At 71.1% G+C, this 22,814-nt stretch carries 26 protein-coding genes; 15 read left to right on the forward strand and 11 right to left on the reverse strand.

From position 1 onward, the window contains the following. The first annotated feature begins 30 nt into the window (after positions 1–30). Positions 31–906 (forward strand): hypothetical protein, encoded by an 876-nt coding sequence (locus tag A6A29_RS39930; protein WP_073728486.1) that lies wholly within the window; start codon positions 31–33, stop codon positions 904–906. Here the strand turns inward: A6A29_RS39930 and A6A29_RS39935 are convergent. Beyond that, positions 837–1,994 carry an alkene reductase gene (locus A6A29_RS39935; protein ID WP_073728488.1) on the reverse strand — a complete coding sequence of 386 codons (1,158 nt, stop codon included), beginning with the start codon at positions 1,992–1,994 and terminating at the stop codon, positions 837–839. The two genes, A6A29_RS39930 and A6A29_RS39935, sit on opposite strands and share 70 nt — an antisense overlap. 107 nt (positions 1,995–2,101) lie before the next feature. On the opposite strand from A6A29_RS39935, the gene A6A29_RS39940 reads away from it, so the two are divergent. Next, positions 2,102–2,992, forward strand: coding sequence for a sigma-70 family RNA polymerase sigma factor (locus A6A29_RS39940; RefSeq protein WP_073728490.1), 891 nt, complete (start codon positions 2,102–2,104; stop codon positions 2,990–2,992). 27 nt (positions 2,993–3,019) lie between these two features. Here A6A29_RS39940 and A6A29_RS39945 read toward each other — a convergent pair whose 3' ends face one another. Next, the gene (locus A6A29_RS39945; RefSeq protein WP_073728492.1) at positions 3,020–3,631 is read right to left on the reverse strand and encodes a TetR/AcrR family transcriptional regulator; all 612 of its coding nucleotides are present in this window, start codon (positions 3,629–3,631) and stop codon (positions 3,020–3,022) included. A gap of 126 nt (positions 3,632–3,757) precedes the next feature. On the opposite strand from A6A29_RS39945, the gene A6A29_RS39950 reads away from it, so the two are divergent. Further along, on the forward strand, positions 3,758–4,813 hold the full coding sequence (locus A6A29_RS39950; protein WP_073728494.1) for an alpha/beta hydrolase: 1,056 nt from the start codon (positions 3,758–3,760) through the stop codon (positions 4,811–4,813). Positions 4,814–4,948: 135 nt separating this feature from the next. On the opposite strand, the gene A6A29_RS39955 is transcribed toward A6A29_RS39950, so the two are convergent. Next, positions 4,949–5,587, reverse strand: coding sequence for a hypothetical protein (locus A6A29_RS39955; protein ID WP_198953569.1), 639 nt, complete (start codon positions 5,585–5,587; stop codon positions 4,949–4,951). A gap of 162 nt (positions 5,588–5,749) precedes the next feature. On the opposite strand from A6A29_RS39955, the gene A6A29_RS39960 reads away from it, so the two are divergent. The 5 genes from A6A29_RS39960 (at position 5,750) to A6A29_RS39980 (ending at position 10,150) form a co-directional block, all read left to right on the forward strand. Next, a complete protein-coding gene (locus A6A29_RS39960; protein ID WP_073728496.1) occupies positions 5,750–6,178 on the forward strand; it encodes a GerW family sporulation protein in 429 nt (142 codons plus the stop codon). 43 nt (positions 6,179–6,221) lie between these two features. Beyond that, positions 6,222–6,794 (forward strand): DUF4291 domain-containing protein, encoded by a 573-nt coding sequence (locus A6A29_RS39965; protein ID WP_073728543.1) that lies wholly within the window; start codon positions 6,222–6,224, stop codon positions 6,792–6,794. An 82-nt stretch (positions 6,795–6,876) separates the two neighbouring features. Beyond that, the gene (locus A6A29_RS39970; RefSeq protein WP_073728545.1) at positions 6,877–7,383 is read left to right on the forward strand and encodes a DinB family protein; all 507 of its coding nucleotides are present in this window, start codon (positions 6,877–6,879) and stop codon (positions 7,381–7,383) included. A gap of 177 nt (positions 7,384–7,560) precedes the next feature. Further along, entirely contained in the window at positions 7,561–9,594 is a 2,034-nt protein-coding gene (locus A6A29_RS39975) for an ATP-binding protein (protein ID WP_073728547.1), read from the forward strand. A 61-nt stretch (positions 9,595–9,655) separates the two neighbouring features. Continuing rightward, entirely contained in the window at positions 9,656–10,150 is a 495-nt protein-coding gene (locus A6A29_RS39980; protein WP_073728549.1) for a GNAT family N-acetyltransferase, read from the forward strand. A gap of 92 nt (positions 10,151–10,242) precedes the next feature. Here A6A29_RS39980 and A6A29_RS39985 read toward each other — a convergent pair whose 3' ends face one another. Then, a complete protein-coding gene (locus A6A29_RS39985) occupies positions 10,243–11,031 on the reverse strand; it encodes a PepSY domain-containing protein (RefSeq protein WP_198953570.1) in 789 nt (262 codons plus the stop codon). A gap of 249 nt (positions 11,032–11,280) precedes the next feature. On the opposite strand from A6A29_RS39985, the gene A6A29_RS39990 reads away from it, so the two are divergent. From A6A29_RS39990 to A6A29_RS40020, 7 genes are all read left to right on the forward strand, one after another. Next, complete coding sequence (locus A6A29_RS39990; RefSeq protein ID WP_073728553.1) at positions 11,281–11,529, forward strand: DUF6296 family protein; 249 nt, start codon at positions 11,281–11,283, stop codon at positions 11,527–11,529. Positions 11,530–11,767: 238 nt separating this feature from the next. Next, positions 11,768–12,529: a DeoR/GlpR family DNA-binding transcription regulator gene (locus A6A29_RS39995; protein WP_073728555.1), complete on the forward strand. Its 762-nt coding sequence runs from the start codon at positions 11,768–11,770 to the stop codon at positions 12,527–12,529. Beyond that, positions 12,526–13,473: a 1-phosphofructokinase gene (pfkB, locus tag A6A29_RS40000; protein WP_073728557.1), complete on the forward strand. Its 948-nt coding sequence runs from the start codon at positions 12,526–12,528 to the stop codon at positions 13,471–13,473. The genes A6A29_RS39995 and pfkB overlap by 4 nt, the downstream gene beginning before the upstream one ends. Before the next feature lie 91 nt (positions 13,474–13,564). Continuing rightward, complete coding sequence (locus A6A29_RS40005; protein WP_073728559.1) at positions 13,565–15,604, forward strand: PTS fructose transporter subunit IIABC; 2,040 nt, start codon at positions 13,565–13,567, stop codon at positions 15,602–15,604. A 63-nt stretch (positions 15,605–15,667) separates the two neighbouring features. Continuing rightward, the gene (locus A6A29_RS40010) at positions 15,668–15,940 is read left to right on the forward strand and encodes an HPr family phosphocarrier protein (RefSeq protein ID WP_073728561.1); all 273 of its coding nucleotides are present in this window, start codon (positions 15,668–15,670) and stop codon (positions 15,938–15,940) included. Positions 15,941–16,078: 138 nt separating this feature from the next. Beyond that, entirely contained in the window at positions 16,079–16,516 is a 438-nt protein-coding gene (locus A6A29_RS40015; protein ID WP_073728563.1) for a protein-tyrosine phosphatase family protein, read from the forward strand. Positions 16,517–16,576: 60 nt separating this feature from the next. Next, positions 16,577–17,068 carry a YfbM family protein gene (locus A6A29_RS40020; protein ID WP_073728565.1) on the forward strand — a complete coding sequence of 164 codons (492 nt, stop codon included), beginning with the start codon at positions 16,577–16,579 and terminating at the stop codon, positions 17,066–17,068. An 80-nt stretch (positions 17,069–17,148) separates the two neighbouring features. On the opposite strand, the gene A6A29_RS40025 is transcribed toward A6A29_RS40020, so the two are convergent. The 7 genes from A6A29_RS40025 to A6A29_RS40055 all read right to left on the reverse strand — a co-directional run bounded on the left by A6A29_RS40025 (position 17,149) and on the right by A6A29_RS40055 (position 22,777). Then, complete coding sequence (locus tag A6A29_RS40025) at positions 17,149–17,814, reverse strand: SAM-dependent methyltransferase (RefSeq protein WP_073728567.1); 666 nt, start codon at positions 17,812–17,814, stop codon at positions 17,149–17,151. A 74-nt stretch (positions 17,815–17,888) separates the two neighbouring features. Further along, on the reverse strand, positions 17,889–18,668 hold the full coding sequence (gene lepB / locus A6A29_RS40030; protein ID WP_073728569.1) for a signal peptidase I: 780 nt from the start codon (positions 18,666–18,668) through the stop codon (positions 17,889–17,891). Between the two features lie 370 nt (positions 18,669–19,038). Beyond that, positions 19,039–19,350 (reverse strand): hypothetical protein, encoded by a 312-nt coding sequence (locus A6A29_RS40035; protein WP_073728898.1) that lies wholly within the window; start codon positions 19,348–19,350, stop codon positions 19,039–19,041. Positions 19,351–19,482: 132 nt separating this feature from the next. After that, positions 19,483–19,992 carry a mycothiol transferase gene (locus tag A6A29_RS40040; RefSeq protein ID WP_073728571.1) on the reverse strand — a complete coding sequence of 170 codons (510 nt, stop codon included), beginning with the start codon at positions 19,990–19,992 and terminating at the stop codon, positions 19,483–19,485. A 75-nt stretch (positions 19,993–20,067) separates the two neighbouring features. Continuing rightward, positions 20,068–21,093: an alpha/beta fold hydrolase gene (locus A6A29_RS40045; RefSeq protein WP_073728573.1), complete on the reverse strand. Its 1,026-nt coding sequence runs from the start codon at positions 21,091–21,093 to the stop codon at positions 20,068–20,070. A 249-nt stretch (positions 21,094–21,342) separates the two neighbouring features. Continuing rightward, entirely contained in the window at positions 21,343–21,858 is a 516-nt protein-coding gene (locus A6A29_RS40050; RefSeq protein WP_073728575.1) for a lytic polysaccharide monooxygenase auxiliary activity family 9 protein, read from the reverse strand. A 385-nt stretch (positions 21,859–22,243) separates the two neighbouring features. Beyond that, positions 22,244–22,777, reverse strand: coding sequence for a DinB family protein (locus A6A29_RS40055; RefSeq protein WP_073728577.1), 534 nt, complete (start codon positions 22,775–22,777; stop codon positions 22,244–22,246). Positions 22,778–22,814 lie beyond the last annotated feature (37 nt).

The following is a 22,814-nucleotide window of genomic DNA, read 5'->3' on the forward strand; positions in this document are numbered from 1 at the left end:
GCGCGCCGGGACGGGCCATAGGCTGGTCCCATGTGCATCTCCGTGGACCAGGCCGAATTCTCCGGATCCACTCTGTACGCCGGGCGGCTGCGTCACCCTCTCCACGGGCTGGTCCATGTGCTCGGCTACCAGAACACCGCGGTGAATCTGGCCGACGGCCCCAACGCCATGCTCCTCCATCTTCCCGCGTACCGGATGGGCCGGGAGAACTTCCTTCCGGCGGGGCGCAGTTCGGACGTTCTCGGCCGGATGGTGGATGCCGTCCGGCCGGTCGCCGCGGGCATGGCGTCCGACATCGCGTGGATGGGCTGGGGCGCCGGTGACGAAGTCGAGGTCTTCGACCACGACGTCTACACGGTGCTGCTGGCATCCGACGCCACCGCGCTGCCCGCCGCACTCGCACGGGTCCCGTCCCACAAGCGCCCCGAACTGAACCCCCGTCTGCTGCGCTTCTACGCGAACCACTACCCGGGGCACACCATCGTCGTGTGCTGCTTCGACAACGCCGAGGCGGCCCGGGCCAAACCGCTGATCATGTGGTATTCACCGCACGACCCGGACCGGCTGACCCTTCCGGCGCTGGACTGCCATACGGGGGAGCCGCCCGGGTTCACCACCGAGGTCGCGGTGGACCACTGGGTGCTCTTCGGCACCGACGAAGCTCCCGAGGGGTGGGGCGAGTTCGTCGACCACGACCCCCACATGCGCCACCGTCTGCGCCAGTTCCTGCCCGACTCGGTGATGGGGGCCCACTTCGACGGTTCGCTGCCCAACGGCGATTTCTCCCTCACCCACGGTGATCTGCTCGCCGGGAGACTGGACCGTATCCAGCGCCTTCAGCCGCTCGTGAGGGCGTTCCGCTCCCGCGGCTGTCGCCCGTCGTCCTGCCAGTCGCTGACCGGGTAGTCGACATAGCCGCCGGCCCCGCCGATGTAGTACGTGGCCGGGTCGCCGGTCGCCAGATCGCGGCCCAGGGCGAATCGGGCGACGAGGTCGGGGTTGGCGATGAAGTGGGCCGCGAAGGACACCGCGTCGGCGATTCCCGCCTCGATGACGGCGTTCCCGGAGTCACGGTCGAAGCCGAGGTTCGCGATCAGCGGGCCGGTGAATCGTCGCCGGAAGCGTGCGAAGGCGGCGAAGTCGGGGGCGGCGCCCGGGGCGGCGAGTTCCCGCCCCCGGAGGTGCAGATACGCGACGGGACGGTCGTTCAGCTCCGTCACGAGTGCGTCGTAGTCGGCCAGCGTACGGTCATCGGCGGTGAACCGGCCGCCCGTCCAGTACGGCGAGAGGCGGACGCCGACACGCTCTCCGTGCCACGGCTCGGCGACCGCGTCGATGATGTCGAGCAGCAGCCGCCGTCGGCCGGCGCGCCCCGCGCCGTACGCGTCGGAGCGGCGGTTGAGGCGCGGATTGAGGAACTGCGCGATGAGATGGGCGCCGAGGGCGTGGATCTCGACGCCGTCGAATCCGGCGCGCCGGGCGTTTCCGGCGGCCTCCCGGTAGTCCGCGATCGTGCTCCTGATGTCCGCGGCGGTCATCGCACGCGGGGTGACGGTGTCCTTGAACCCGCTCGGCGTGTACGACTTCTCGTGCGGATCGATCGCCGAGGGCCCGGCGGGCAGGGCTCCGCGCAGATGGTCGGGGTGCGAGGCGGCGCCGGTGTGCCACAGCTGCAGCACGATGCGGCCTCCGAGGGCGTGGACGACGTCGGTGACCCGCCGCCATCCGGTGATCTGGTCCTGGCTGTAGATGCCGGGTACGCCCGGGAAGCCGATGGCCCGCTCGCCGACCCAGACCCCCTCGGTGATGATCAGCCCGGCGGCTGCCCGCTGACCGTAGTAGGCGGCGTGCATCTCGGTGGGCACCAGTCCGTCGTTGGCCGCGCGAGCCCGCGTGGCCGGGGCCATCACCACCCGGTTGGGCAGCGACAGGCCTGCGAGATCCACCCGGCGCAGCAGGGGCTGTCCGAGCGCGGTGACAGGGGGTGTGCTCATGGTGCGGCTCTCCTCGTCGTACGGTCGGCAGGTGCCGGATGGCCTGCCGCTTCGGCGCGATCGTGCGCCTCGTAGGGTCGACGGAGCGCGACGGCGAAAGGTGACCGATGGACGAGCAGGACCGGCTGGCGGAGCGATTCGAGGCGCATCGCGGGCGGCTGCGGGCGGTCGCCTACCGGCTGCTCGGGTCGCCGTCCGAGGCCGAGGACGCCGTCCAGGAAGCCTGGCTGCGGTTGAGCCGGGTCGACCCCGCCGGCATCGCGAATCTGGCCGCGTGGCTGACGACCGTCGTGTCCCGTGTCTGCCTCGACCTGCTGCGCTCCCGCACCTCGCGGCGCGAGGAACCGGCCGGGGAGCACCTTCCCGAACGGTTCGTCGACGGCGACGAGGGAGGTGACCCCGAGCAGGAGGCGCTGCTGGTGGATTCGGTCGGCCGTGCCCTGCTCGTGGTCCTGGACACGCTGGGGCCCGCCGAGCGGATCGCCTTCGTGCTCCATGACACGTTCGCCGTACCGTTCGACGAGATCGCTCCCATCGTGGAACGCACACCGGTCGCCACGAAGAAGCTCGCCAGCCGCGCGCGCCACAAGGTCCATGGCACGCCCGTCGTCACCGGTTCCGAGCTGGCCGCGCACCGCGACGTCGTCGATGCCTTCCTCGCCGCCGCGCGCGGCGGCGACCTGGGCGCCCTGCTCGCGGTGCTGGCCCCCGATGTCGTACGCAGGGCCGATCCCGCCGCCCTGCCGCCGGGCGCGGCTGCCGTGGTGCGCGGCGCGCGGGCCGTGGCGGAGGAGACCGTGCTGCTCGCCCGGAACTCGCGGTTCGCGGCACCGGCGCTGGTGGGCGGAGCGGTGGGGATCGTCGTGGCCCCGCGCGGGCAGCTGCTTCTCGCTCTCACCCTCACGATCGAGGGCGGCAGGATCGCAGCGTACGAGGTGATCGCCGATCCGGACCGCCTTCAGCGGCTCGAACTGGCCGTTCTCGACGCGCGCCCCTGACCGGCGGCACCCCTGGGGTGGTGGGGGTCAGGCCGTGGCGGCCCGACCGCCGTCCCGCGCGCCCAGCCCGTCCAGGACCAGATCGGCCAGCGCCCGCGGCAGATCTTCGTCCAGGGGCTCGCGGGTCAGCAGCGCCCGGCTGTGCAGGGGGGCGATCAGGGCTTCGAGGGCCAGGCGCGGATTCGTCCCGGCCCGGAGTTCACCCCGGGCGACGCCCCGTTCGATCATCACCCCGGCCGACCGGATCCTCGATCGCCAGAACTCCTCGCGGGCCGCGGCCAGTTCCGGATCCTCCACGGTGATCACGGCGGCGCGGGCGAGGGCTCCGCCGAGAGGGCTGTTGAGGTACTCCACCACCAGGGTGGCGAACGCGTACAGGTCCTCGCGTACGGAACCGGTGTCCGGCACCGGGACGCGGCGGTCGCTGACGGCGAGCAGCGCGTCGGTGATCAGATTCTCGCGGGTGCGCCACCGCCGGTAGACGGAGGTTTCGTTCACCTCGGCCCGTGCGGCGACATCCGCGAAGCTGAATCCGGTCACACCGTGCTCGACCAGCGCGTCGACAGCCGCGTCGAGCACGGCCTGGCGAACCCGTGCGCCCCGGCCGCCGGGCCGGCGCCGGACTTCTTCCTCAGTCATGTGCATCACTCCTCACCACCATACTAATGCAAGATTTCTTGCTTTTATCGAGGAAGTGGGTCATTGTTCTTAACGCAAGGATTCCCGCTTTTAGCGTCGCCCGGAGCGACGTGCAAGGAGTTGGACATGTCATACGTATGGCCTCTGGACCCCCGTGAACTGTTCATCGAGCGATACCCGCAGATGCTGGGCTTCGGACTGCCCGCCGAGGACGTCGACGCCACCCGCGCCGCGATCGACGACATGTGGCCGGACGCGCCCGGCGGCTGGGTGCACGAGTGGTCACGGCTCGCCGAGAGCTACGCCGCCACCGGCCGCCACGACCTGGCGGCGGCGGCCTACGGCTGGGCGAAGTTCCCCACCCTGGCCGACGGGCCCAAGCGCTCCGCGCTCGCCCGGCAGACCGAGCAGTACACACTCTCCGCATCCGGCTTCCCGGTGGACTTCGAACGGCGCGTCCTCACCGTTCCCCACCGGGGCGGCACGGCTCAGGTCGCGATCCATGTCCTGGCGGCACCGGGTCTGCCCGCCGACGCGCCCGTCACGCTCGCCAGCGGCGGCGTGGATTCCTGGAAGATGGATCTCCACTCGCTGTGGGTCCAGCTCGCCCTGCTGTCACAGACCCGGGTCGTCACCTTCGACCTCGCGGGAACCGGTGAGACCAGCCATCTCCCCATGACTCCCGACGGCGGCACCGAGATCATCGAGGGCATCATCGCCGAAGCCCGCAGGATCGGCAACGGCAAGGTGGCGCACTTCGGTCTCTCCATGGGCGGCTACTACTCGGCCCGCACCGGCCTCACCGCCGCGGTGGACGCCTCCGTGGTCCTCGGCGGCCCCGTGGAAGCGGCGTTCGCGCCCGGCCGCGGCTTCGCCTTCGGCATGGAGGGGATCGTCGGCAACGCGCTCGGCTTCGACCGGCCCCCGAGCTCCGACGAACTGAGCGACGCCTTCACCAGCTTCGACCTGCGCCCGTACCTCGACCAGGACGCCCACGCGCCCATGCTCGTCATCAACGGTGCCGACGACGTCCATATCCCCCAGCACGACACCCTCGTCTTCGGCAATCGCCGGGACACCCGGGTCGAGCTCGTTCCCGGCACCGGCCACTGCGCCATCTCCAAGCTGCCCGAGGTTCTGCCCGTCATCGTCGACTGGCTCAAGCAGACCCTGAACGGCTGACCCCAGCGCGGTCGTCCAACCGACCCGTCCGACGCACCCGGGCGGCATCATCCCCGTACGCAAGGGAGTTGATGCCGCCCGGGTGCGTCGGCCGATCCACTCGCGTACGCCGGGAGCTCCCCGGTGCGGGGCTGTTCACCGACCGCCGGAGGACCGTCCGACCACGTCCTGCGCGTCGACGGCCGCGAGCACCGCGTCGACCAGCGCCTCGACGGACCGGCCGCCTCCCGCGTCGATACGATCGAGTCCCAGCCGGTCGATGTCGTCCAGCATGAGTGTCTGATAACGCTCGGTGCGGGCCAGGAACGTGTCCATGAGGTGCCGTTCCCCGGCCGTCGCCGCCTCGTAACGGCCCGCATCACGCACCCGGGCGCGCACGGTGCCCGCGTCCGACGTGAGCCACACGGCGGCGGTGCGCGAAGCCGCCGTCTTCGCGACCCGGGAGGGCCAGAGAGCCGACCCCTCCAGGACCAGAGCCGGCCGGTCACCGCCGCCCGCCGCATGGGCCGTGATCAGTTCCTCGATGCGGGGCCACAGCCGTTCGTAGTGGTCGAGAACGGACATAAGCAGCTCATCGGCCGTCAACGACCGGTAGTGCTCGGCCACATGCTCCGGTACTTCGTGATCCGGCGTCCGCCAGGGCCGCCCCGGGTGACGTGCCAGCCCGTCCGTCGACCGGTACGCGAATCCGAGCCGCTCCGCCACCGCCCGGCCGACGGTCGACTTGCCGACATTCGAGGTTCCCCCGATCAACACCACACGCACGCCTCGCATACCGACGACCCTAGTCCGCCACCGCCGCCGCACGGATGACGCCCGTCGGCCGCACCGCCGGATCTCCTTCTGCGGCAGACCCCGGCCCGCCTCCGGGGACATACTCGGTACGCCCATACTCGGTACGCCCACTCGTCAGCTCACCGGCTCGGAGGCACCGCCATGACAACGCCACGCAGAACGCCGCAGGACGCCGTCAAGGCAGCGGGCGCGAGCACGGAGGCGGCGACCCGGTTGCTGGAGCGGGTCGCCGCCCGCCTCGGCGGCAGGGCCGCGGTGTCGGCCGTCTTCGGGGAGCCGGTCGTCCGCGAGGACGTGACCGTCATCCCCGTGGCCTCGGCCAGATTCGGGTTCGGGGGCGGCGCCACGCAGGAGGACGGTGACGGGAAGTCGAACGAGGGTGGCGGCGGGGGCGGCGGCGCGACGGCCCGGCCCCTCGGGTTCATCGAGATCAGCAAGGGCACCGCGGTCTACCGCCCGATCCGTCCCCCCTGGGCCGACACGGTCATCCCCGTGGCTCTGCTCCTGGCGGCGGTCGCCGCTCCCCGAGCCGCCCGCGCGCTCGCCGAGCTCGGGCGTCGGGGGGTCTAGAAATCCTTTGCCGATGCATCCGTGACATGGCAGCGTGCGCCGCATGTTGCCCCAGCGTCAGATACGCGCCCAGTACGACGCTCGCACGATCGTCGTCTATCAGGCGTACTCGCCCGCGGTCGCAGATCCCGCTGTGCGCGCCAGCCGCTTCGTGCCACCGTTCTCGTTCACTCGCATGACGTGGATCAAACCGTCGTTCCTGTGGCTCATGCACCGCAGCAACTGGGCACGGAAATCAGGGCAGGAACGCGTTCTCGCCGTACGGATCACCCGGGAAGGATGGGAAGAGGCCCTGTCACAGGCCGTCCTGACGACGGCCGATCCCGCGCACGTCGCCCGAGCACCGGTTCATGTCCAGTGGGATCCGGAGCGTTCCCTGCGCGGAGCGGCGCTCAACCATTACAGCATCCAGGTGGGGGTGGGCAGGGGGCTGATCCGGACGTTCGTCGACGAGTGGATCGTCGACCTCACCGACATCACCGCGCAGGCCCGCAAGGTCGCGGGGCTCGTACAGAACGGGAACGCCCCGAAGGCCCAGCGGCTGCTCCCCGCGGAGCGCGTCTACCCGGCTCCCCCGGCCTCCGCCGGGCGCCTTCGCATCGACGCCTCCGCATGACGCCCCCGCGCCCGTCCGCGCGGCCGTCCCCGCGCCCGGAAATTCGGGGGCTTCGGCGGCCGGCCCCTGCCATGATGCCCCGATGCGTGATCACGAGCGGGCAACACCTTCACGGACGGCAGACGAGCGCGCCTCGTTGACCGGATTCCTCCAGTACCAGCGGGAGACTCTCGCGATGAAGTGTGCGGGCCTGACCGCCGACCAGTTGCGGAGGAAGGCGGTCCCGTCGTCCGGACTGTCCCTGCTCGGGCTGGTACGGCATGGGGCCGAGATCGAGCGCAGCTGGTTCCAGGTCGTCTGGAACATGGAGGACATCCCCGCGTACTGGCCGAAGAATCCCGACGGCACGTTCGCCGATTTCGATGTGGACACGGCCGATCCCGACGAGGCGTTCACGCTCTGGCGGACGGCCTGCGCGCGGTCCCGGGCGATCGTCGAATCCGTCAACTCCCTCGACACCAGTGTGCGGTGGCGCGACGAGGTGTTCAGCCTCCGCTACGTCCTCACCCACATGATCGAGGAGTACGCCCGCCATAACGGGCACGCCGATCTGCTGCGTGAAGCCATCGACGGAGTCACCGGAGAGTAGGCGCGGCGCCCCCGCGAGGCGGCGTCCGGCGAGGCGTCCCGTTCCTACACCCATCTGCTCACGCGGCGTCAGATCACGCCAATTCCTGACCCTTCAGGATTCATTGTCGGCCGTTTTTGACTGTTATCCGTCATGGACGTGGACCCTGGATCCGGCCGGGGCAGGATGGCGTGCGTGATGGGCAACCTTCCCGTCGTGAGGACCAGTTTCATCGGCCGCAGCGGCGAACTGGGCAGCATTGAACGGGCACTCGAAGAACACCGGCTGGTCACGCTCACGGGCAGTGGCGGGGTCGGAAAGAGCCGGCTGGCACTGCGCGCGGCCGACCGCGCCGAAGACCGATTCCCCGACGGTGTGTGGTGGGCCGATCTGTCCCATCTCCACGACGACCAGCTGCTCACCACGACCGTCTGCGACGGCGTCGGACTGCTGGATCACAGCTCGCGCCTCCCCGAGGACGCGCTGCGCGAGTGGCTGGCCGACCGGCGGCTGCTGCTCGTCCTCGACTGCTGCGAGCGGGTGCTCGCTTCCTGTGGGCACCTCGTGGACGAACTCCTCGCCGCCGCGCCGGGGCTGACCGTCCTCACCACCAGCCGGCAGCCGCTCGGCATCGCGGGCGAGCACTGCCTCGACGTGCCGCCGCTGCCTGCGGGCGACGACGGGGACGAGGCGGTGCGTCTGTTCCGTGACCGTGCCGCGATCGCGGCACCCTTTCTGGCGCTCGACGACCCGGGCACCGCCACGGCCGTGGAGGAGATCTGCCGCCGCCTCGAAGGGGTCCCGCTGGCCATCGAGCTGGCCTGCGCGCGGCTCCGCGAGAGCAGCACGCAGGAGATCACCGGCCGGCTCGCCTCCCGGCTCGACGCCCTCACCGACGAGGCCCGGTGGCCCCGCCACCACCGGGCACTGCGCACCGCGATCGGCTGGAGCCACGAGCTGTGCGAGCCCCTCGAACGCCTCCTGTGGGCCCGGCTCTCCGTGTTCCGCGGCGTCGTCGGGACGGCCGACGCCGAGGCCGTGTGCTCCGGCGGTCCGCTCACCACCGACGCGATCGCCCCGGCGCTGGAGAGACTCGCCACCCGGTCCGTGCTCCAGCGGGTCGGTGAGGGGTACCGGATGCTCGACACGCTGCGCGAGTACGGCGCCATGTGGCTCGCGGAACTGGCGGAGAACACCTCCCTCGCGGACCGGCACGCCCGGCATTTCGCGAGCGTCGCGGCGCAGGCCCACGCCGGCTGGCTCGGCCCGTCCCAGGTCGCCTGGTACCGCAGGATCGCCGACACCCACGCGGATCTGTGCGCGGCCCTCGACCACCTGCTGGCCGAGGACCCCGAGAAGGCCGTCGAGATGGCCGGTTGCACGGGCCTGTTCTGGAGTTGCTGCGGCTATCTGCACCAGGCCCGCGTCTATATCGAGCGGGCCCTGGCCCTGCCGCTCTCCCCCGGCCCGCACCGCACCCGCGCGCTCTGGGCCCTCGGGATCACGCTCACCCTCCAGGGCGACCACAAGGCCGCCCGGCGGGTCGGTGAGGAGTGCAACCGCGCCGCACGGCGCGACCAGGACGCCGAATCCATACTCTCCGCCGCCCACTCCATCAGCTTCACCTATCTGATGATGGGCCGTCCGCAGACCGCCCACTCGGTGAGCGACCACGCCCTGCGTCATCTGCCGGACAGTTCGCGCGACGCCCCCTCGCACATGCGCTGCCGGGTGATAAGGCTCTTCGCGCTCTCCGCGCTCGGCCGCCTGGACGAGGCGTACGAAGAAGCCACCCGGCTCCAGCAGATCAGCCTGCGCCACGGCGAACACTGGGCCCGTGCCTACGCGGACCACCAACTCGCCCTGATACACCTGCTGCAGGGCCGACCGCGCCATGCCGAGACTCACGCGCGTGCCATGCTCGCGAGCAAGCACACCCTGCACGACAGCCTCGGCATCGCCCTCGGTCTCGACCTGCTCGCCGGGGCCATCGCCGCCCAGGGAGACGGAGTCGAGGCGGCCCGTACGTCCGGCACGGGACACACGTACTGGCGGATGATCGGCCACCCCCATCGCGGCACCCCCGAGCTCGGCGCGATCCGCGAGCGGTGGGAGCGCCACGCGCGGGAATCCGCGGGCGACACCGCCTACGAACGGGCCTACCACCGCGCCTCGTCCGACGATGCCGAACGTGGCCTGGCACATGCCCTGGAACGGCAGGCCTCTCCCTGAGGACTGTCCCGCACCCCCTCGCGACGTGCACCTCCGGCGCACCGGACACTATCGTCACCGCATGATCGTCATAAGTCGGCTTCGCCTCGACCATGCCCCGGCCCTGCTCGCCTTCGAGCAGGAGAACCGTGCCTATTTCGCCGCTTCGGTCCCGGACCGCGGAGACGACTACTTCGCCCAGTTCGATGTACGGCACCACGACCTGCTCGCCGAACAGCGGGCCGGGCTGCACCACTTCCACATCGTGGAGGACGGCGAGGGCACGGTACTGGGCCGGGTCAACCTGATCGAGGTCGCGGACGGCTCCGCGGAGCTCGGCTACCGGATCGCCGAGCGGGCGGCGGGTCACGGGCTGGCGACGTCGGCCGTCCGCCGGGTCTGCGCTCTGGCCGCCGCCGACTACGGACTCACCACGCTGCGGGCCGCCACGACCGTGGACAACGCGGCTTCGCACGCGGTACTGACGCGTACGGGATTCGAGCCCACGGGCGAGGCCGTGTTCGACGGCCGCCCGGGGCGTCTCTACACGCTCGGTCTGAGCGCACCGCTCCACTGATCCGGGGATGCCCGGCCGGTCTCCACGCTTCCCGTACGTCGGTGGTGTGCCCTCGCGGCAGACCGCCGACGTACGGTCACGTCACCGACAGGTCAGTCCTCGTCGGTCTTCTCGCTGATGATGGTGTCGTTCTTCGCGTCCACGTCGAACGTGGTCTTCTTCCACCCGGAGTCGACCACGTCGACCGTCCAGACGACGCCCTTGCCGTTGTTGTCGTCCAGGTTGACCGAGGTGACCGTTCCCTTCTTCTTGTCCGTGGCCACCTTGGCCGCCTGCTCGGGCGTCTGCGTGGCCTCGGTGATCCACTGGGCCATCTGCTTCTTTTCGGCGGCGTCCTGATCGGTGTCCGCCGTGGCCTCGATCACCTCTCCCGAGACCGCGTCGATGCGGACGGTGTGCGCGGTGCCGTCCTTCTCCACGACCTCCGCGACCCATTCCGGCTTCACGGCGCCGGCGCTCGGGCTCGCGCTGGCGCTGGCGCTGGCGCTCATGGTTCCGCTGGGGCTGGCGCTCATGCTCCCGCTGGGGCTCGCGCTCGCGTCGCTGTCCCTGTCGTCCAGGTCGAGCTCGGCCAGCTTGCTCCCGGCCACCTCGCCGACCGCTGTCGTGGCCGCCTTGTCGAAGGTCACCTTGGTGGCCTCGATCAGCCTCTTGCGCTCCTTCTGGTCCTTGGTCAGCTGTGCCGTGGCCGAAGGGCTGCCGGACGCGCTCTTCGACGCGGTGGTCGTCTGCTGCGGGACGACCTTCGCGGCCTCGGAAGTGGCCGTGGCCGTCGTCTCGTCTCCGCTCGCCCCGCATCCGGTCACCAGCACGGCGGCGGCGACCACGCAGAGGGCGCCTGCGACACGGAGGTTTCGGGCACGGGAGGAAACACGGGTCATTCGTCGGGGCTCAAGTCTCATACGCGCATGCCTAGCCCTCCCGGCGATCAGTCATGTTGCCCGACCGGCCGGAGTCACCCGATCGACCGGCCTCTTCGCCCGTTGGCCGTCGTCCCGCCGCCCTCGGGCGTCCCCGGCGGGTGGCACCGCGTGCCACGGGTCCGCTCCTTGAGCGGGTCTCGCGGAGGTGGGAAACAATGGACGCAACGCGGGCGCCGGTTCCTGTCGCCGCCCGGTCGGGAGGCCGTCATGGAATACCCGGAGAGCTACGAACTGATCTTCCAGGCGTCCGGCGCCGAGGACGATGTCGTCACCGTGCGGCTGACCGCCCGGTCCGGGGCCGGCGGATACCCGGTCTACGAGGACGAGACGGGCATCGTCCGCGCGGAGATCAGTGACCGCGGCGAGGTACGCATGCTGGCGAGCGGTGGGCACCAGGTCCTCGGAGTGCCGCTCCTGGCCCGGCCCGTGAGCCAGGGAAGCCCGCACACGCACTGAGCGCGGCCCGAAGCCGGCCGAAGCCTGTGGCGAGCAGGCAGCGGCGGGGCATCCGGGTGGCCGGGCCGGCCGCCTGGGCGCCCCGCCGCTGTCTGCTGTCTGCTGTCTGCTGTCTGCTGTCTGCTGTCTGCTGCCCGTACATGCCCACTCTTCGCCCGATTGTGTTTACATTCCCGCACCCCGGACGTAATCTGATCGCGAAACCACAGACTCGGGCATGAAACGGATACGAAACCACATGTACGCACCGGAGCGGCAGCAAGAGATCCTCCGTCTCGCCCAGGAGGGCGGCCGGGTCGATGTGCTGTCCCTCGCCGAGGAGTTCCAGGTGACCGCCGAGACCGTTCGGCGTGATCTGAAGGCCCTGGACCGCGCCGGACTGCTGCGCCGGGTGCACGGCGGCGCGATTCCCGTGGGGCGGCTCGGATTCGAGCCCGACCTCGCCGAGCGCGACGCGGTCGCGGCCGACGAGAAGGACCGCATCGCGGAGGCCGCGCTCGGGGAACTTCCCGCCGAGGGCAACGTGATCATCGACGCCGGGACCACGACAGCCCGGCTCGCCGCCGCCGTCCCGATCGACTCGGCCCTGACCGTGGTGACGCACGCGCTGCCGGTGGCCGCCCGCCTCGCCGACCACCCCGGCCTCACCCTGCACCTCGTGGGCGGCCGGGTCCGGCACCGTACACGAGCCGCCGTCGACGCCTGGGCCCTGAGCGCGTACGCCGAGATCAACGCCGATGTCGTCTTCCTGGCCACCAACGGGTTCTCGCCCGACGCCGGGCTGACCACCCCGGACCTCGCCGAGGCCGCGGTGAAACGGGCGGTGATCCGGGCCGCCCGGCGTGTCGTCCTGCTCGCCGACTCGGGCAAATTCGGTCAGGAACACTTCGCCCGCTTCGGCGCTCTCGACGACGTCGACCTGCTCATCACCGACACGGGCCTCAGCCCCGAGGACGCCCGCTCCATCGAGAGCCGGGGCACGGAGGTAGTACGCGCATGATCCTCACCGTCACCCCCAATCCGAGCCTGGACCGTACGTACGAGCTCCCGGGCCTCGTCCGGGGCACCGTCCTGCGGGCCGCCGCGGACCGCGTCGACCCCGGCGGCAAGGGCGTCAACGTCTCCCGCGCGGTCGCGGCGGCCGGCCACCGTACGGTGGCCGTCGCCCCCCTCGGCGGACCGGAGGGCGCCCTGCTCGCCCGTCTGCTCGGCGAGCACGGGATCGAGGCCGCCGGGGTGGAGATCGCCGGGAGCACCCGGGTCAACATCACGCTCGTCGAGCCCGACGGCACCCTCACCAAGGTCAACGCGACCGGCCCCGAGATCACGGCGGCCGAAGCGGAGAACCTGCTGGAGGCCGTGCGGGCGCGCTCGGCGGCCGCGGACTGGATCGCGTGCTGCGGCAGCCTCCCGCGCGGGCTGCCGCACGAGTGGTACGCCGAGCTGGTGACGCGCAGCCATCGCGCCGGTGCGCGCATCGCGCTCGACACCTCCGGTACGGCGCTGACCGCGGCCCTGCGGGAACACCCCGATGTGATCAAGCCCAACGCCCAGGAGCTCGCCGAAGCGGTCGGCCGCCCCCTGGCGACCGTCGGGGACGCCGTCAAGGCCGCCGCGGAGCTGCGCGAGCGGGGCGCCGGGTCCGTGCTGGCCAGCCTGGGGGCCGACGGACAACTGCTGGTGGAGGCGTCGGGTACGTACTTCGGCAGTGCCTTCGTGGAATCGGTCCGCAGCAACGTGGGCGCGGGCGACGCGTCCCTCGCGGGGTTCCTGGCCGCAGGCGGTGCGGGACCGGCCGCGCTGGCGGCAGCCGTCGCGCACGGTGCGGCGGCGGTGCAGCTTCCCGGAAGCGTCATGCCCACCCCGGCCGATATCGATCTGTCGGCGGTCGTCACGACCTCCGACGTTCCCCTGGACCGCGCGTTGACGGAGCCCGCCCCATGAGCGGCACCACCCGCCGTCATCACGCGCATGAGCCTGCCGCCCCACGTCCCCCGGCCGCCCGCAGGGCGGTCCACGAGCAAGGAGCACCGCGATGAGTGAACTGATCACCGCGGCACTGGTCGACCTCGATCTGTCCGCCGGAACGAAGGACGCCGCCGCGAGGTCGCTCGCCGAGCGGATGGTCGCCGAGCATCGCGTCACCGACCTCGAAGGCTTCCTCGCCGACGTGGCCGCCCGGGAGGCGCAGATGCCGACCGGTCTGGACGGCGGCATCGGTATCCCGCACTGCCGCAGCGAGCACGTGAGCGAGCCGAGCCTTGCGTTCGGGCGGAGCGAACGGGGCATCGACTTCGGTGCGGCCGACGGTCCGGCGGATCTGATCTTCCTGATCGCGGCACCGGCCGGAGCCGACGACGACCACCTCACCATCCTGTCGGGCCTGGCCCGCAGGCTGATGGACCCGGAGTTCACCGCCGCGCTCCGTGCCCAGGACGATCCCGGTGCGGTGGCGGGTCTGATCCGGGGCGAGGAGCCGGCGCCCCGGGAGGCCGAGGCGACCGGGGGCGCACCGGTGGCCGGCTCCGCCGCTCCGTCCGCCCCGGTTCCCGCCGGAGCCGTGCCCGGCCCCCCGGCCGGTGCTGCCGAGCGCGCACCGTTCCGGATCGTGGCCGTCACCTCCTGTCCCACCGGCATCGCGCACACGTACATGGCCGCCGAGGCACTGGCGGCGGCGGCCCGGACCGAGGGCGTCGAACTCACCGTCGAGACACAGGGCTCGGCCGGTTTCCAGAAGCTGGACCCCGCGCTCATCGCCGCGGCCGACGCGGTCATCTGGGCCCATGACGTGGAGGTGCGCGAGAAGGCGCGGTTCGGCGGCAAGCCGGTCGTCGACGTCGGGGTGAAGGCGGGCATCAACCGTCCCGTCGAACTGATCGCCGAGGCCCGCCGCAAGGCGGAGCGCGGTGAGATCAGCACCGCCTCGGACACCCCGGACAGCGCGGCGCCCGGTGCGGACCGGCCGGACGCCGACCACGCCCGCTTCGGCGTGCGGCTGCGGACGTACCTGATGTCGGGCGTCAGTTACATGGTTCCGTTCGTCGCGGCGGGCGGACTTCTCATCGCCCTCTCGTTCGCCATCGGCGGCTACGAGATAGCGAGCGCCAAGTCGGTCGCCGACCACTTCGTCTGGGGCGAGGCGGACAGCTGGGCGGCCCTGCTCAACCAGATCGGCAGCGCGGCCTTCGGCTTCCTGGTCCCGGTCCTCGCGGGGTACATCGCGTACGGCATGGCGGACCGCCCCGCGCTCGTGCCCGGCTTCGTCGGCGGAGCCATCGCGCTCACCGTCGACGCGGGCTTCCTGGGCGGCCTCGTCGCCGGACTGCTGGCCGGTGCGGTGGTGATGGCGATCCAGCGGGTCAAGGTCCATCCGACCCTGCGCGGCATCATGCCGGTGCTGGTGATCCCGTTGATCGCCTCGGCGGTCGTGGGATTCCTGATGTTCATCGTGGTCGGCAAGCCGATCGCCTCGCTGCAGAAGGCCCTCACGGACTGGCTGAACGGCCTGTCCGGCTCCAACGCGATCATCCTCGGCATCGTCCTCGGCCTGATGATGTGCTTCGACATGGGCGGCCCGCTGAACAAGGTCGCGTACGCCTTCGCGGTCGGCGGCCTCGCCGACCCGACGCCGGGCAGCCTCAAGGTGATGGCCGCGGTCATGGCGGCCGGCATGGTGCCGCCGCTGGCGATGGCCCTCGCCACCACCGTACGGAGCAGGCTGTTCACCAGGACGGAGCGGGAGAACGGCAGGGCGGCCTGGGTACTGGGCGCCTCGTTCATCACCGAGGGCGCGATTCCGTTCGCGGCGGCCGACCCGTTGCGGGTGATCCCGTCGGTGATGGCGGGCGGCGCGGTGACCGGCGCCCTGTCGATGGCCTTCGACTGCACGCTGCGGGCTCCGCACGGCGGCATCTTCGTCGTACCGCTGATCGGCAATCCGTTCCTCTACCTGCTGGCCATCGCGGCCGGGACGGTCGTGGCGACCGCTCTGGTCGTGCTGCTCAAGGGCATGCGCCGGTCGACGGTGGCCGCCCCGTCGGCGGCCGATGGCTCCGAGGTCACCGTCACCGCCTGATCGCCACGCCCTCTTATCCGGTGGACCCCACCTTTCCGGTGTACCTCAAACAGGAGTGAACCCATGCATCAGCGCACCGTGACCGTTGGTTCCCGCAGCGGCCTCCACGCCCGCCCGGCCTCGCTGTTCGTCCAGGCCGCCACCCGTCAGCCGGTCAAGGTGACCATCGCCCGGGACGGTCGCGATCCGGTCGATGCCCGCAGCATGCTCGCGGTACTCGCCCTGGCGGCGCAGCACGGTGACCCCGTGGTGCTGTCGGCCGAGGGCGACGGTGCCCGTGCGGCGGTCGAGGAGCTCGCCGGGCTTCTTGAGCGGGATCTCGACGCGCGGAGCTGAACCGGCGGACCCCGGGAATGGGCGAAGCCCCCCTGGAGACGGCATCGACTGCGACCGGTGCCGTCTCCGGGCGTTTTGATGAACGGGGTGTGCCGAATGGGGTACGGCGCAGCCCGTCACCTCGCTAGATTTGGCCGCGTGACTGAGAGCTGGAGCCCTGCGGACAAGGCCGTCGTCCGCCTCCCTTCCGGGCGGACGGTACGTGGCCGTGGCCTGCGCCGTCCCCTTCCCGACGGACCGGTGCCAAACTTCGGCGTCTATCTGCTGGGCAAACGGCCGCCACCCACGCCGTGGGAGTCCGACTGGCTTCACTGGCCGGACTTCCGGCTCCCCGCGGACCGGCGGGCGGCGCGTGATCTCCTCGCGGAAGTGTGGCGCCGGGCCGACCGCGAACGGGTCGAGGTCGCGTGCGGAGGCGGCATCGGCCGGACGGGAACGGCCCTGGCGTGCCTGGCCGTTCTGGACGGTGTCCCGGCGGATCAGGCGGTCGCGTTCATCCGCCGCCACTACCATCCGCGTGCGGTGGAGACACCCTGGCAGCGTCGCTATGTGCGGCACTTCGGAGCGGGCAAGTAGCGCCCGCGGCCCTGTGGTTGGATCTTCCCTGAGTCAATGCCACCGGGCGGGAGAAAGCACATGGGTTGTCGCGGGGTCCTCTTCGCGCTGGAGGCCGCGGACGCGGAACGGCTGCTGGCGGCCGGAAGCGATACCGGGGTGATGGAGATCGTCGAAACGATCGAGGAGGGCTGGGACGTGTCGGCGCTGATGGAGCTCGACAAGTCCTGGGACGTCCTGCATCGCTGTCTGACCGATGGAAGCCTGTCCTACGCCGGAGGTGAGTACCCGCTCTCCCATGCCGTCCTCGGGGGCAGGCTGCTCCACGAGGGCGACGACTACATCGTTTCGTACGTCGATGCGGCGGAGGTCCGGGACATCGCCCGTGCCCTGGCGCCGCTCGACGAGGAATGGCTCAGGGAGCGCTTCGCCGCCCTCACCTTCTCCGAGTACCAGGGGAGCGGCGGTGAGGACGACATCGGCTACGCGCTCGCCTATCTGCCCGATCTGCGGGACTTCTACGGTGAGGCCGCGCGGGCGGGCCGGGCGGCGATCTTCACTGTCGACCAGTAACCGGGGCGCGGTCGCGCCCGCGTCCGCCGGAGTCGGGACGCGGGCGTGAGCGCTCCCCCGTCGTGTCCGGTCCTGGCGGGTCAGCCGCGGCGTACGGCCCGGAGCACGGCGTCACGGATGACGATCTGACGGCCCTCGGGGTCCGCCGCCATGCGTTCGGGGGCCGCCGTCACGATCGATGCCCACGCGTCGGGGTCGAGTACGGCGGCCATCTCCTCCCCCGTCACGAACGTGTCCACGGCCATCGGCCGGCCCATGGACGTGTCCAGGTCCGCCGGGTGGTGGCTCACGACGAGCAGGGTCCCGCCGGGATCCACCGCGGCGGCCAGCCTGCGGTACAGGGCTTCGAGCGAGGGCCGCGGGAGGTGCATGAACTGCGCCGACACCAGGTCGAACCGCCGCGGGGCCGGGTCCCAGCTGAGGAAGTCGGCATGCTGCCAGGTGATCCGGCCCGCGATGTCCTCGCCCGCTTCGGCCGCGTTCCGTGCGGCGTGCTCCAGCGCGACGGTGGACAGATCGGCACCGGTGACCTGCCAGCCGCGCGAGGCGAGCCAGATCGCGTCGGCGCCTTCGCCGCTGCCCACGTCCAGCACCGTGCCCGGGGTGAGACCCGCGACGTACTCGACGAGGAGAGGGTTGGGGTTGCCGCTCCAGACGGTGCGCGCACGGTAGCGGGCGTCCCAGAACTCCTGGGTGAAGTGGTCATCCGTGTTCTCGGTGTGGTCGGCCGAGTGATGGTGGCTCATGCCGTCACTGTGACCCCGGTTCCGGCCGACAGGCGAATTCCGTTGCCGTTACGGCAAAACGCCCGGTGCCGTGCTCAGTTGCCCGCCCGGCGCCGACGCCGCACCAGAACGAGCGTCAGCGCACCGGCGAGGGCCGGTCCACCCGGATGCGCGGCGGCCACCGCACCGGCCCGGTCCAGAGCGCCGGGCACCGGGAGGGTGCCCCAGCGGGTGACCGGCCAGGCGACCAGCACGGCGCGGCCCACCACGTCGTCGACCGGGACCATTCCGCCGTGGGGGTCGTCCTGGTGGTAGCGGGAATCCGCCGAATCCTGCCGGTGGTCGCCCATGACCCAGATCCGGCCGGCGGGCACGGTCACCTTGAACCGGCCTTCGTCGTCGTCGCTGCACGCGGTGTTCCCGGGGAACACGTACGGCTCGTCCAGAGCGGTGCCATTGACCTTGAGCGGGCCGTCGCCCGCGCACTCCACCGTGTCCCCGCCGACACCGATCACGCGCTTGATGAGGTCCTTCTCCTCGGACGAGGGCATCACGCCGACGAAACTCAGCACCTTCTGGACCGTGTTGGGCTTGTCCACGGGTACCCCGCTGAGCCAGTCCGCCGGGTCGTGGAAGACGACGACCTCGCCGCGCTCGGGTTCCGATCCGAACCACGGGGTGAGCTTGTCGACCAGGACCCGGTCGCCCTTCTGAAGGGTGTTCTGCATGGACTCCGACGGAATCGAGAACGCCTGAACGAGAAAGGTCTTGATGAGCAGGGCCAGCACCAGCGCCATGCCGATGAGCAGCGGAAGCTCCACCCAGAACGGACGCTGCTTCTTCGTTCTGCTCCGCCGTGCGCCCGCCAGCACCATCACGCCGCTCCTCGCCCCGTGTTCACCGCCCGCCCCGTACCCGGAGTGGCCCGGAGGCCACTCTAAAGCGTGTTGCGGAAGGCTGCGGAGCGGACATTTCTCCCGTACGGGTGGGGTGTTGTGGCCTGCGCCGATATGGCTGGAGTGAGAACTCCGCGCCGACAGTCCCGACATGGTGGGTGTCCGCCCCGGCCTGCCGCCGGAAGCCGTACGGGACTCGATGGACAAGGCCCTGGCCCGAGGGGGTGGCTGTGGGCCTTTCCCGGACGGAGCACCAGGCTCATGTGGGTCGCGCGCCGCCTGGCCCCGCGCCTCCTGTAGTGCCGCAATCGCCCGTACCGTCGCCGGCACGCAGCGTGGGGACGGGACGCTACGGGGCGGGTGGCGGAGGCGGTTCGGGCGGGCTCCCGGCGACCGGGACCGTGGCGCCGTCTCCGGCACGTACTGCCTCGACCACGCTCTGATGGAACGCGCGGCTCTCCTCTTCGGAGGGGCACGGCACGGGGCTGCCCGCCAGGGTGAACCAGTCCGAGGAGCCGCTGTACTGCACGGCCACCGATGCCTGTCCGTCGGACCAGGTGGTATGGACGGTCAGATCTCCGGCCAGGATGCCTACCTCTTCGGTGCGGACTCCGCCGGCGCCCGCGTAGACACCGCTGGTCGTCCAGGATGCCCAGTTCATGACGTGTCGCCTTTCGGCCAGGGACAGTCTGTCCAGCGGGACTGCTTCCGAGTATGCCACCGGAATTCCGGTGTCGCACGGGTGTGCGGTCCGGCATGGTTCCAGGACTGTCGGCGCCCTCGCCGTCAGGGGTCACGCGCGCTGCAACGAGCCCCTGACGAACGCTGCCTGACCGGCGTGCTGAAGGCCCTCGGCGAGGACGCTGACCAGCCGGACACCCAGGGTCACCGGGGGTGACCACCCTTCGTCCACGATCCGGTCGAGCGCGTGGCCGGTCAGCCCGGCGACGAATTCCAGGGTCCGCTCGTGCACGGCGTCGTAGTACCCGAGGAGCGGTTCCGTCGAGTCCACCCGCACGGCGGCGACCTCTTCGGCGCTGTGGCCGTATCCGGTCGCCCGCTCCTCGAACGGCAGGGCGAACCGGTCGGACCAGCCCTGGGCGAGCCAGACCTCCTCGGTTCCGGCGGCATCGGCGATGTGGTCGTCCTGGACCCGCGCGAGATGCCAGAGCAGCCATGCGATCGAGTTGGCGCCGTCGTCGAGCCGGGCGTTGAGATGGTCGGGCGGGAGCCCTTCGGCCGCCGAATGCACCGCTTCCCGAACCCGGCCGAAGGAGTCGGCCAGCAAACCTGCACTGTTCATACGGTCACCATGACCCGCGGGCCCGCCGGGCGCACCCCGACCGGGGCATGGCGGGCCCGGGTATGCGGCCCGTAGTCACAGCGCGCTGAGCCAGTCGGTCAGCAGGCGGTTGACGTCGTCGGCCCGTTCCTGCTGGATCCAGTGGCCGCAGCCTTCGAGGATGTGCGCCGCGGTCAGGGCGGGCAGGGTGGTGGGGAAGGCGCTGATGGCGTCGGCCATCCATGTGGTGGAGGCGTCGAGTGCGCCGCCGATGAAGAGTGCGGGCCGGGTCACGGGCGCGCCGTCCCAGGCGGCGAGGTCCGCCCAGTCCCGGTCGACGTTGCGGTAGCGGTTGAGTGCGCCGGTGAGCCCGGTCCGTTCGAACTCGGCGCTGTAGACGTCGAGGTCGGACTCGGTGAGCCAGGAGGGCAGCGGGCCCTCGGCGAACCGGTCGGAGAGCTTCGCGCCCGGGGGGACGAAGTGGAGGCTCGGCCGGTCCTGCGGTGCGTGGGTGTCGCCGGAGAGCCCCGTGTAGAAGCCGGCCAGCCAGCCGCGCACGTCCTCCTCGATCTCCGCCTCGGCCCGGCCGGGTGTCTGGAAGTAGCTGACGTAGAACTCTTCGTCGCCACCGATCCGGGCGAAGCCTTCGGTGGGACGGATGCCGCCGCGGGGTGCGTACGGAACGCTGAGCAGGCCCACGGCGGTGAAGAGGTCGGGCTTGAGCAGTGCGCTGTTGGCCGCGATGGACGAGCCCCAGTCGTGGCCGATGACCGTGGCGGTCGCCTCGCCGAGGGCGCGTACGATCCCGGCGTTGTCGGCCACCAGGTCGAGCATGCGGTAGGCGTCCACGGCGGCGGGCTTGGACGAGCGGCCGTAGCCGCGTACATCGATGGCGACGGCACGGAACCCCGCGGCGGCGATCGCGGGGAGCTGATGCCGCCACGAGTACCAGGACTCGGGGAATCCGTGGACGAGGAGGACGAGGGGGCCGGCGCCTTGCTCGACCAGATGGATACGGCCGCCGGGGACGTCTACCAGGCGGTGGACCGCGCCGGGAACGGCGGTGGACGGCCATGTCCGGTCCGTCGCCGGCGGCTGGGGCGTCGGGGTGGTCTGCGGCATATTTCCTCCTCGGGCGTCCCGGACATCGGGGACGCCGACGACCGGCGAGGCGGCTGATCGTCCGTCCTGCCGCCCTCTGCACGATCATTCGACCGGGCCGCGGCAGGCACAAGGAAACTTGCCGGTACGGCAAACCGGATGAGCCGCGGGCACCGACAGGACACTCTCGGCGCCATGCCGTTCTCCGGTCACGGGCAGCACGGCGCCCCGGACGAGGATGCCCGTCCGGGGCGCGGTGTGCGGAGCCCTCTAGCTGACGTTCACATCGATGCAGGCGTAGAAGGCGTTCGAGGTGTCCGCGATGTTCCAGACCGCGAGGACCTTCTGCCTCCCGGTGTGGCTGCCGAAGTTGACCTGGTGGGTGACGGTCGCTCCCGGCTGGGCACCGTTGTCGTTGAACTCGGCGATCTTCTGGCCGCCCGCGTAGTACTGCCAGGTGCTGGTGGAGTGCCGGGCGGTGAGGGTCCACTGGAAGGACTGGGAGCGGCTCACGGGGCTGACCCGCCAGCCCTTGGCGTCGTTGTCGAGATCGGCGAACCTGCTGTTGCCGCCGCTGCAACTGGTCAGCCCCTTGGGGCCTTCCACGCTCTGCGGCTCGTACTTGATCTCACCGCAGCTGACGGTTCCGGCGGCGCACTGCGCCTGCCTGCTGGGCGGCGAGGAGATATAGCCGTGGGCACCGGCGGAGCTCACGGGGAGGCTCAGCGCGAGCACCGGTGCGAGTACGGCACCGACGGCGACCGCGGTTTTCCTTTTGGCGTGCATGCTTCTCCTTCACAGGAGGCCGTGCCGCATGGTGGCGGGCCGTGGGGTGACCCGGCTGGGGGCGGCGAGGCCTCGCGAGTGTGGGGCCAAGTGGCGCGAAGGGCACAGCAAGGACCACTGCCGGAGCCCGGTCTGCGGCTGTCCGGAAAGGCCTTGCACTTGGACTAGACCATACCGATCGGCGCGTACACGTCAAGGACACCGGAGGCGGAGGGAGTCGAAAACCGGCCACCCGCATGAGCCGGTCCCGGAGGCTCACGGTGCGCGAGGAGCACCGCGCCACGGAGTTCACCGCGAGCACGAAGGCGCCGGGGGGGGTGGCGCCCCTGACGTACTGGGGCGCCACCCCCCGGCGGACGGGGCGGCGAGACTCAGGGGCCCGCCCTCAGCTGCCCGTTACCCCGTCCAGGCTCTCCCGGAGCAGATCGGCGTGGCCCGCGTGGCGGGCGTACTCCGAGATCATGTGGACATGGACCAGGCGCAATGAGTAGACCTCGCCCCGGTGGACGAAGGTGTCGTCCAGGGAGGCACCGGCGATCGCCTCGTCGGCGAGGCGGATCTCCTCCACCAGGCGTGCGTAGTCCTCCGCGGCACGCTCGGGCGCCAGGTCCTCGAAATCGGCGTCCTTGCCCTTGTCCGCGTCGTACATCGGGGGCAGCGTCCGACCGGCGAAGCGCTCACGGAACCAGACGCGTTCGACCTTCGCCATGTGCCTGATGAGCCCGAGCAGGCTGAGGTTGGACGGCCGCACGGTCGTCCCGGCGAGCTGTTCCCCCGTCAGACCGGCGCATTTCTGCAGGAGCGCGGTGCGGAAGGAGGCGAGGAACTCCGCCAGTATCTCGCGCTCGCCCGCGGCGAGTGGGCTGTCCGCCATCGGGGAACGGTAGGCGTCGATTGCTTCGGGTGCTGTCCATGTCATTCGGCGAGCATGCCTGTTGACGGCCGTCGGCGCGAAC

This window comes from Streptomyces sp. TSRI0281 (genome assembly GCF_001905125.1).
In the GTDB taxonomy this organism is placed as follows: Bacteria; Actinomycetota; Actinomycetes; order Streptomycetales; family Streptomycetaceae; genus Streptomyces.

What these genes read in the sequence shown, in the direction of transcription:
- A6A29_RS39930 (WP_073728486.1), top strand. Translation starts at nt 31, where the DNA reads ATGTGCATCTCCGTGGACCAGGCCGAATTCTCCGGATCCACTCTGTAC.
- A6A29_RS39935 (WP_073728488.1), bottom strand. Translation starts at nt 1,994, where the DNA reads ATGAGCACACCCCCTGTCACCGCGCTCGGACAGCCCCTGCTGCGCCGG.
- A6A29_RS39940 (WP_073728490.1), top strand. Translation starts at nt 2,102, where the DNA reads ATGGACGAGCAGGACCGGCTGGCGGAGCGATTCGAGGCGCATCGCGGG.
- A6A29_RS39945 (WP_073728492.1), bottom strand. Translation starts at nt 3,631, where the DNA reads ATGACTGAGGAAGAAGTCCGGCGCCGGCCCGGCGGCCGGGGCGCACGG.
- A6A29_RS39950 (WP_073728494.1), top strand. Translation starts at nt 3,758, where the DNA reads ATGTCATACGTATGGCCTCTGGACCCCCGTGAACTGTTCATCGAGCGA.
- A6A29_RS39955 (WP_198953569.1), bottom strand. Translation starts at nt 5,587, where the DNA reads ATGCGAGGCGTGCGTGTGGTGTTGATCGGGGGAACCTCGAATGTCGGC.
- A6A29_RS39960 (WP_073728496.1), top strand. Translation starts at nt 5,750, where the DNA reads ATGACAACGCCACGCAGAACGCCGCAGGACGCCGTCAAGGCAGCGGGC.
- A6A29_RS39965 (WP_073728543.1), top strand. Translation starts at nt 6,222, where the DNA reads ATGTTGCCCCAGCGTCAGATACGCGCCCAGTACGACGCTCGCACGATC.
- A6A29_RS39970 (WP_073728545.1), top strand. Translation starts at nt 6,877, where the DNA reads ATGCGTGATCACGAGCGGGCAACACCTTCACGGACGGCAGACGAGCGC.
- A6A29_RS39975 (WP_073728547.1), top strand. Translation starts at nt 7,561, where the DNA reads ATGGGCAACCTTCCCGTCGTGAGGACCAGTTTCATCGGCCGCAGCGGC.
- A6A29_RS39980 (WP_073728549.1), top strand. Translation starts at nt 9,656, where the DNA reads ATGATCGTCATAAGTCGGCTTCGCCTCGACCATGCCCCGGCCCTGCTC.
- A6A29_RS39985 (WP_198953570.1), bottom strand. Translation starts at nt 11,031, where the DNA reads ATGACCCGTGTTTCCTCCCGTGCCCGAAACCTCCGTGTCGCAGGCGCC.
- A6A29_RS39990 (WP_073728553.1), top strand. Translation starts at nt 11,281, where the DNA reads ATGGAATACCCGGAGAGCTACGAACTGATCTTCCAGGCGTCCGGCGCC.
- A6A29_RS39995 (WP_073728555.1), top strand. Translation starts at nt 11,768, where the DNA reads ATGTACGCACCGGAGCGGCAGCAAGAGATCCTCCGTCTCGCCCAGGAG.
- pfkB (WP_073728557.1), top strand. Translation starts at nt 12,526, where the DNA reads ATGATCCTCACCGTCACCCCCAATCCGAGCCTGGACCGTACGTACGAG.
- A6A29_RS40005 (WP_073728559.1), top strand. Translation starts at nt 13,565, where the DNA reads ATGAGTGAACTGATCACCGCGGCACTGGTCGACCTCGATCTGTCCGCC.
- A6A29_RS40010 (WP_073728561.1), top strand. Translation starts at nt 15,668, where the DNA reads ATGCATCAGCGCACCGTGACCGTTGGTTCCCGCAGCGGCCTCCACGCC.
- A6A29_RS40020 (WP_073728565.1), top strand. Translation starts at nt 16,577, where the DNA reads ATGGGTTGTCGCGGGGTCCTCTTCGCGCTGGAGGCCGCGGACGCGGAA.
- A6A29_RS40025 (WP_073728567.1), bottom strand. Translation starts at nt 17,814, where the DNA reads ATGAGCCACCATCACTCGGCCGACCACACCGAGAACACGGATGACCAC.
- lepB (WP_073728569.1), bottom strand. Translation starts at nt 18,668, where the DNA reads ATGGTGCTGGCGGGCGCACGGCGGAGCAGAACGAAGAAGCAGCGTCCG.
- A6A29_RS40035 (WP_073728898.1), bottom strand. Translation starts at nt 19,350, where the DNA reads ATGAACTGGGCATCCTGGACGACCAGCGGTGTCTACGCGGGCGCCGGC.
- A6A29_RS40040 (WP_073728571.1), bottom strand. Translation starts at nt 19,992, where the DNA reads ATGAACAGTGCAGGTTTGCTGGCCGACTCCTTCGGCCGGGTTCGGGAA.
- A6A29_RS40045 (WP_073728573.1), bottom strand. Translation starts at nt 21,093, where the DNA reads ATGCCGCAGACCACCCCGACGCCCCAGCCGCCGGCGACGGACCGGACA.
- A6A29_RS40050 (WP_073728575.1), bottom strand. Translation starts at nt 21,858, where the DNA reads ATGCACGCCAAAAGGAAAACCGCGGTCGCCGTCGGTGCCGTACTCGCA.
- A6A29_RS40055 (WP_073728577.1), bottom strand. Translation starts at nt 22,777, where the DNA reads ATGACATGGACAGCACCCGAAGCAATCGACGCCTACCGTTCCCCGATG.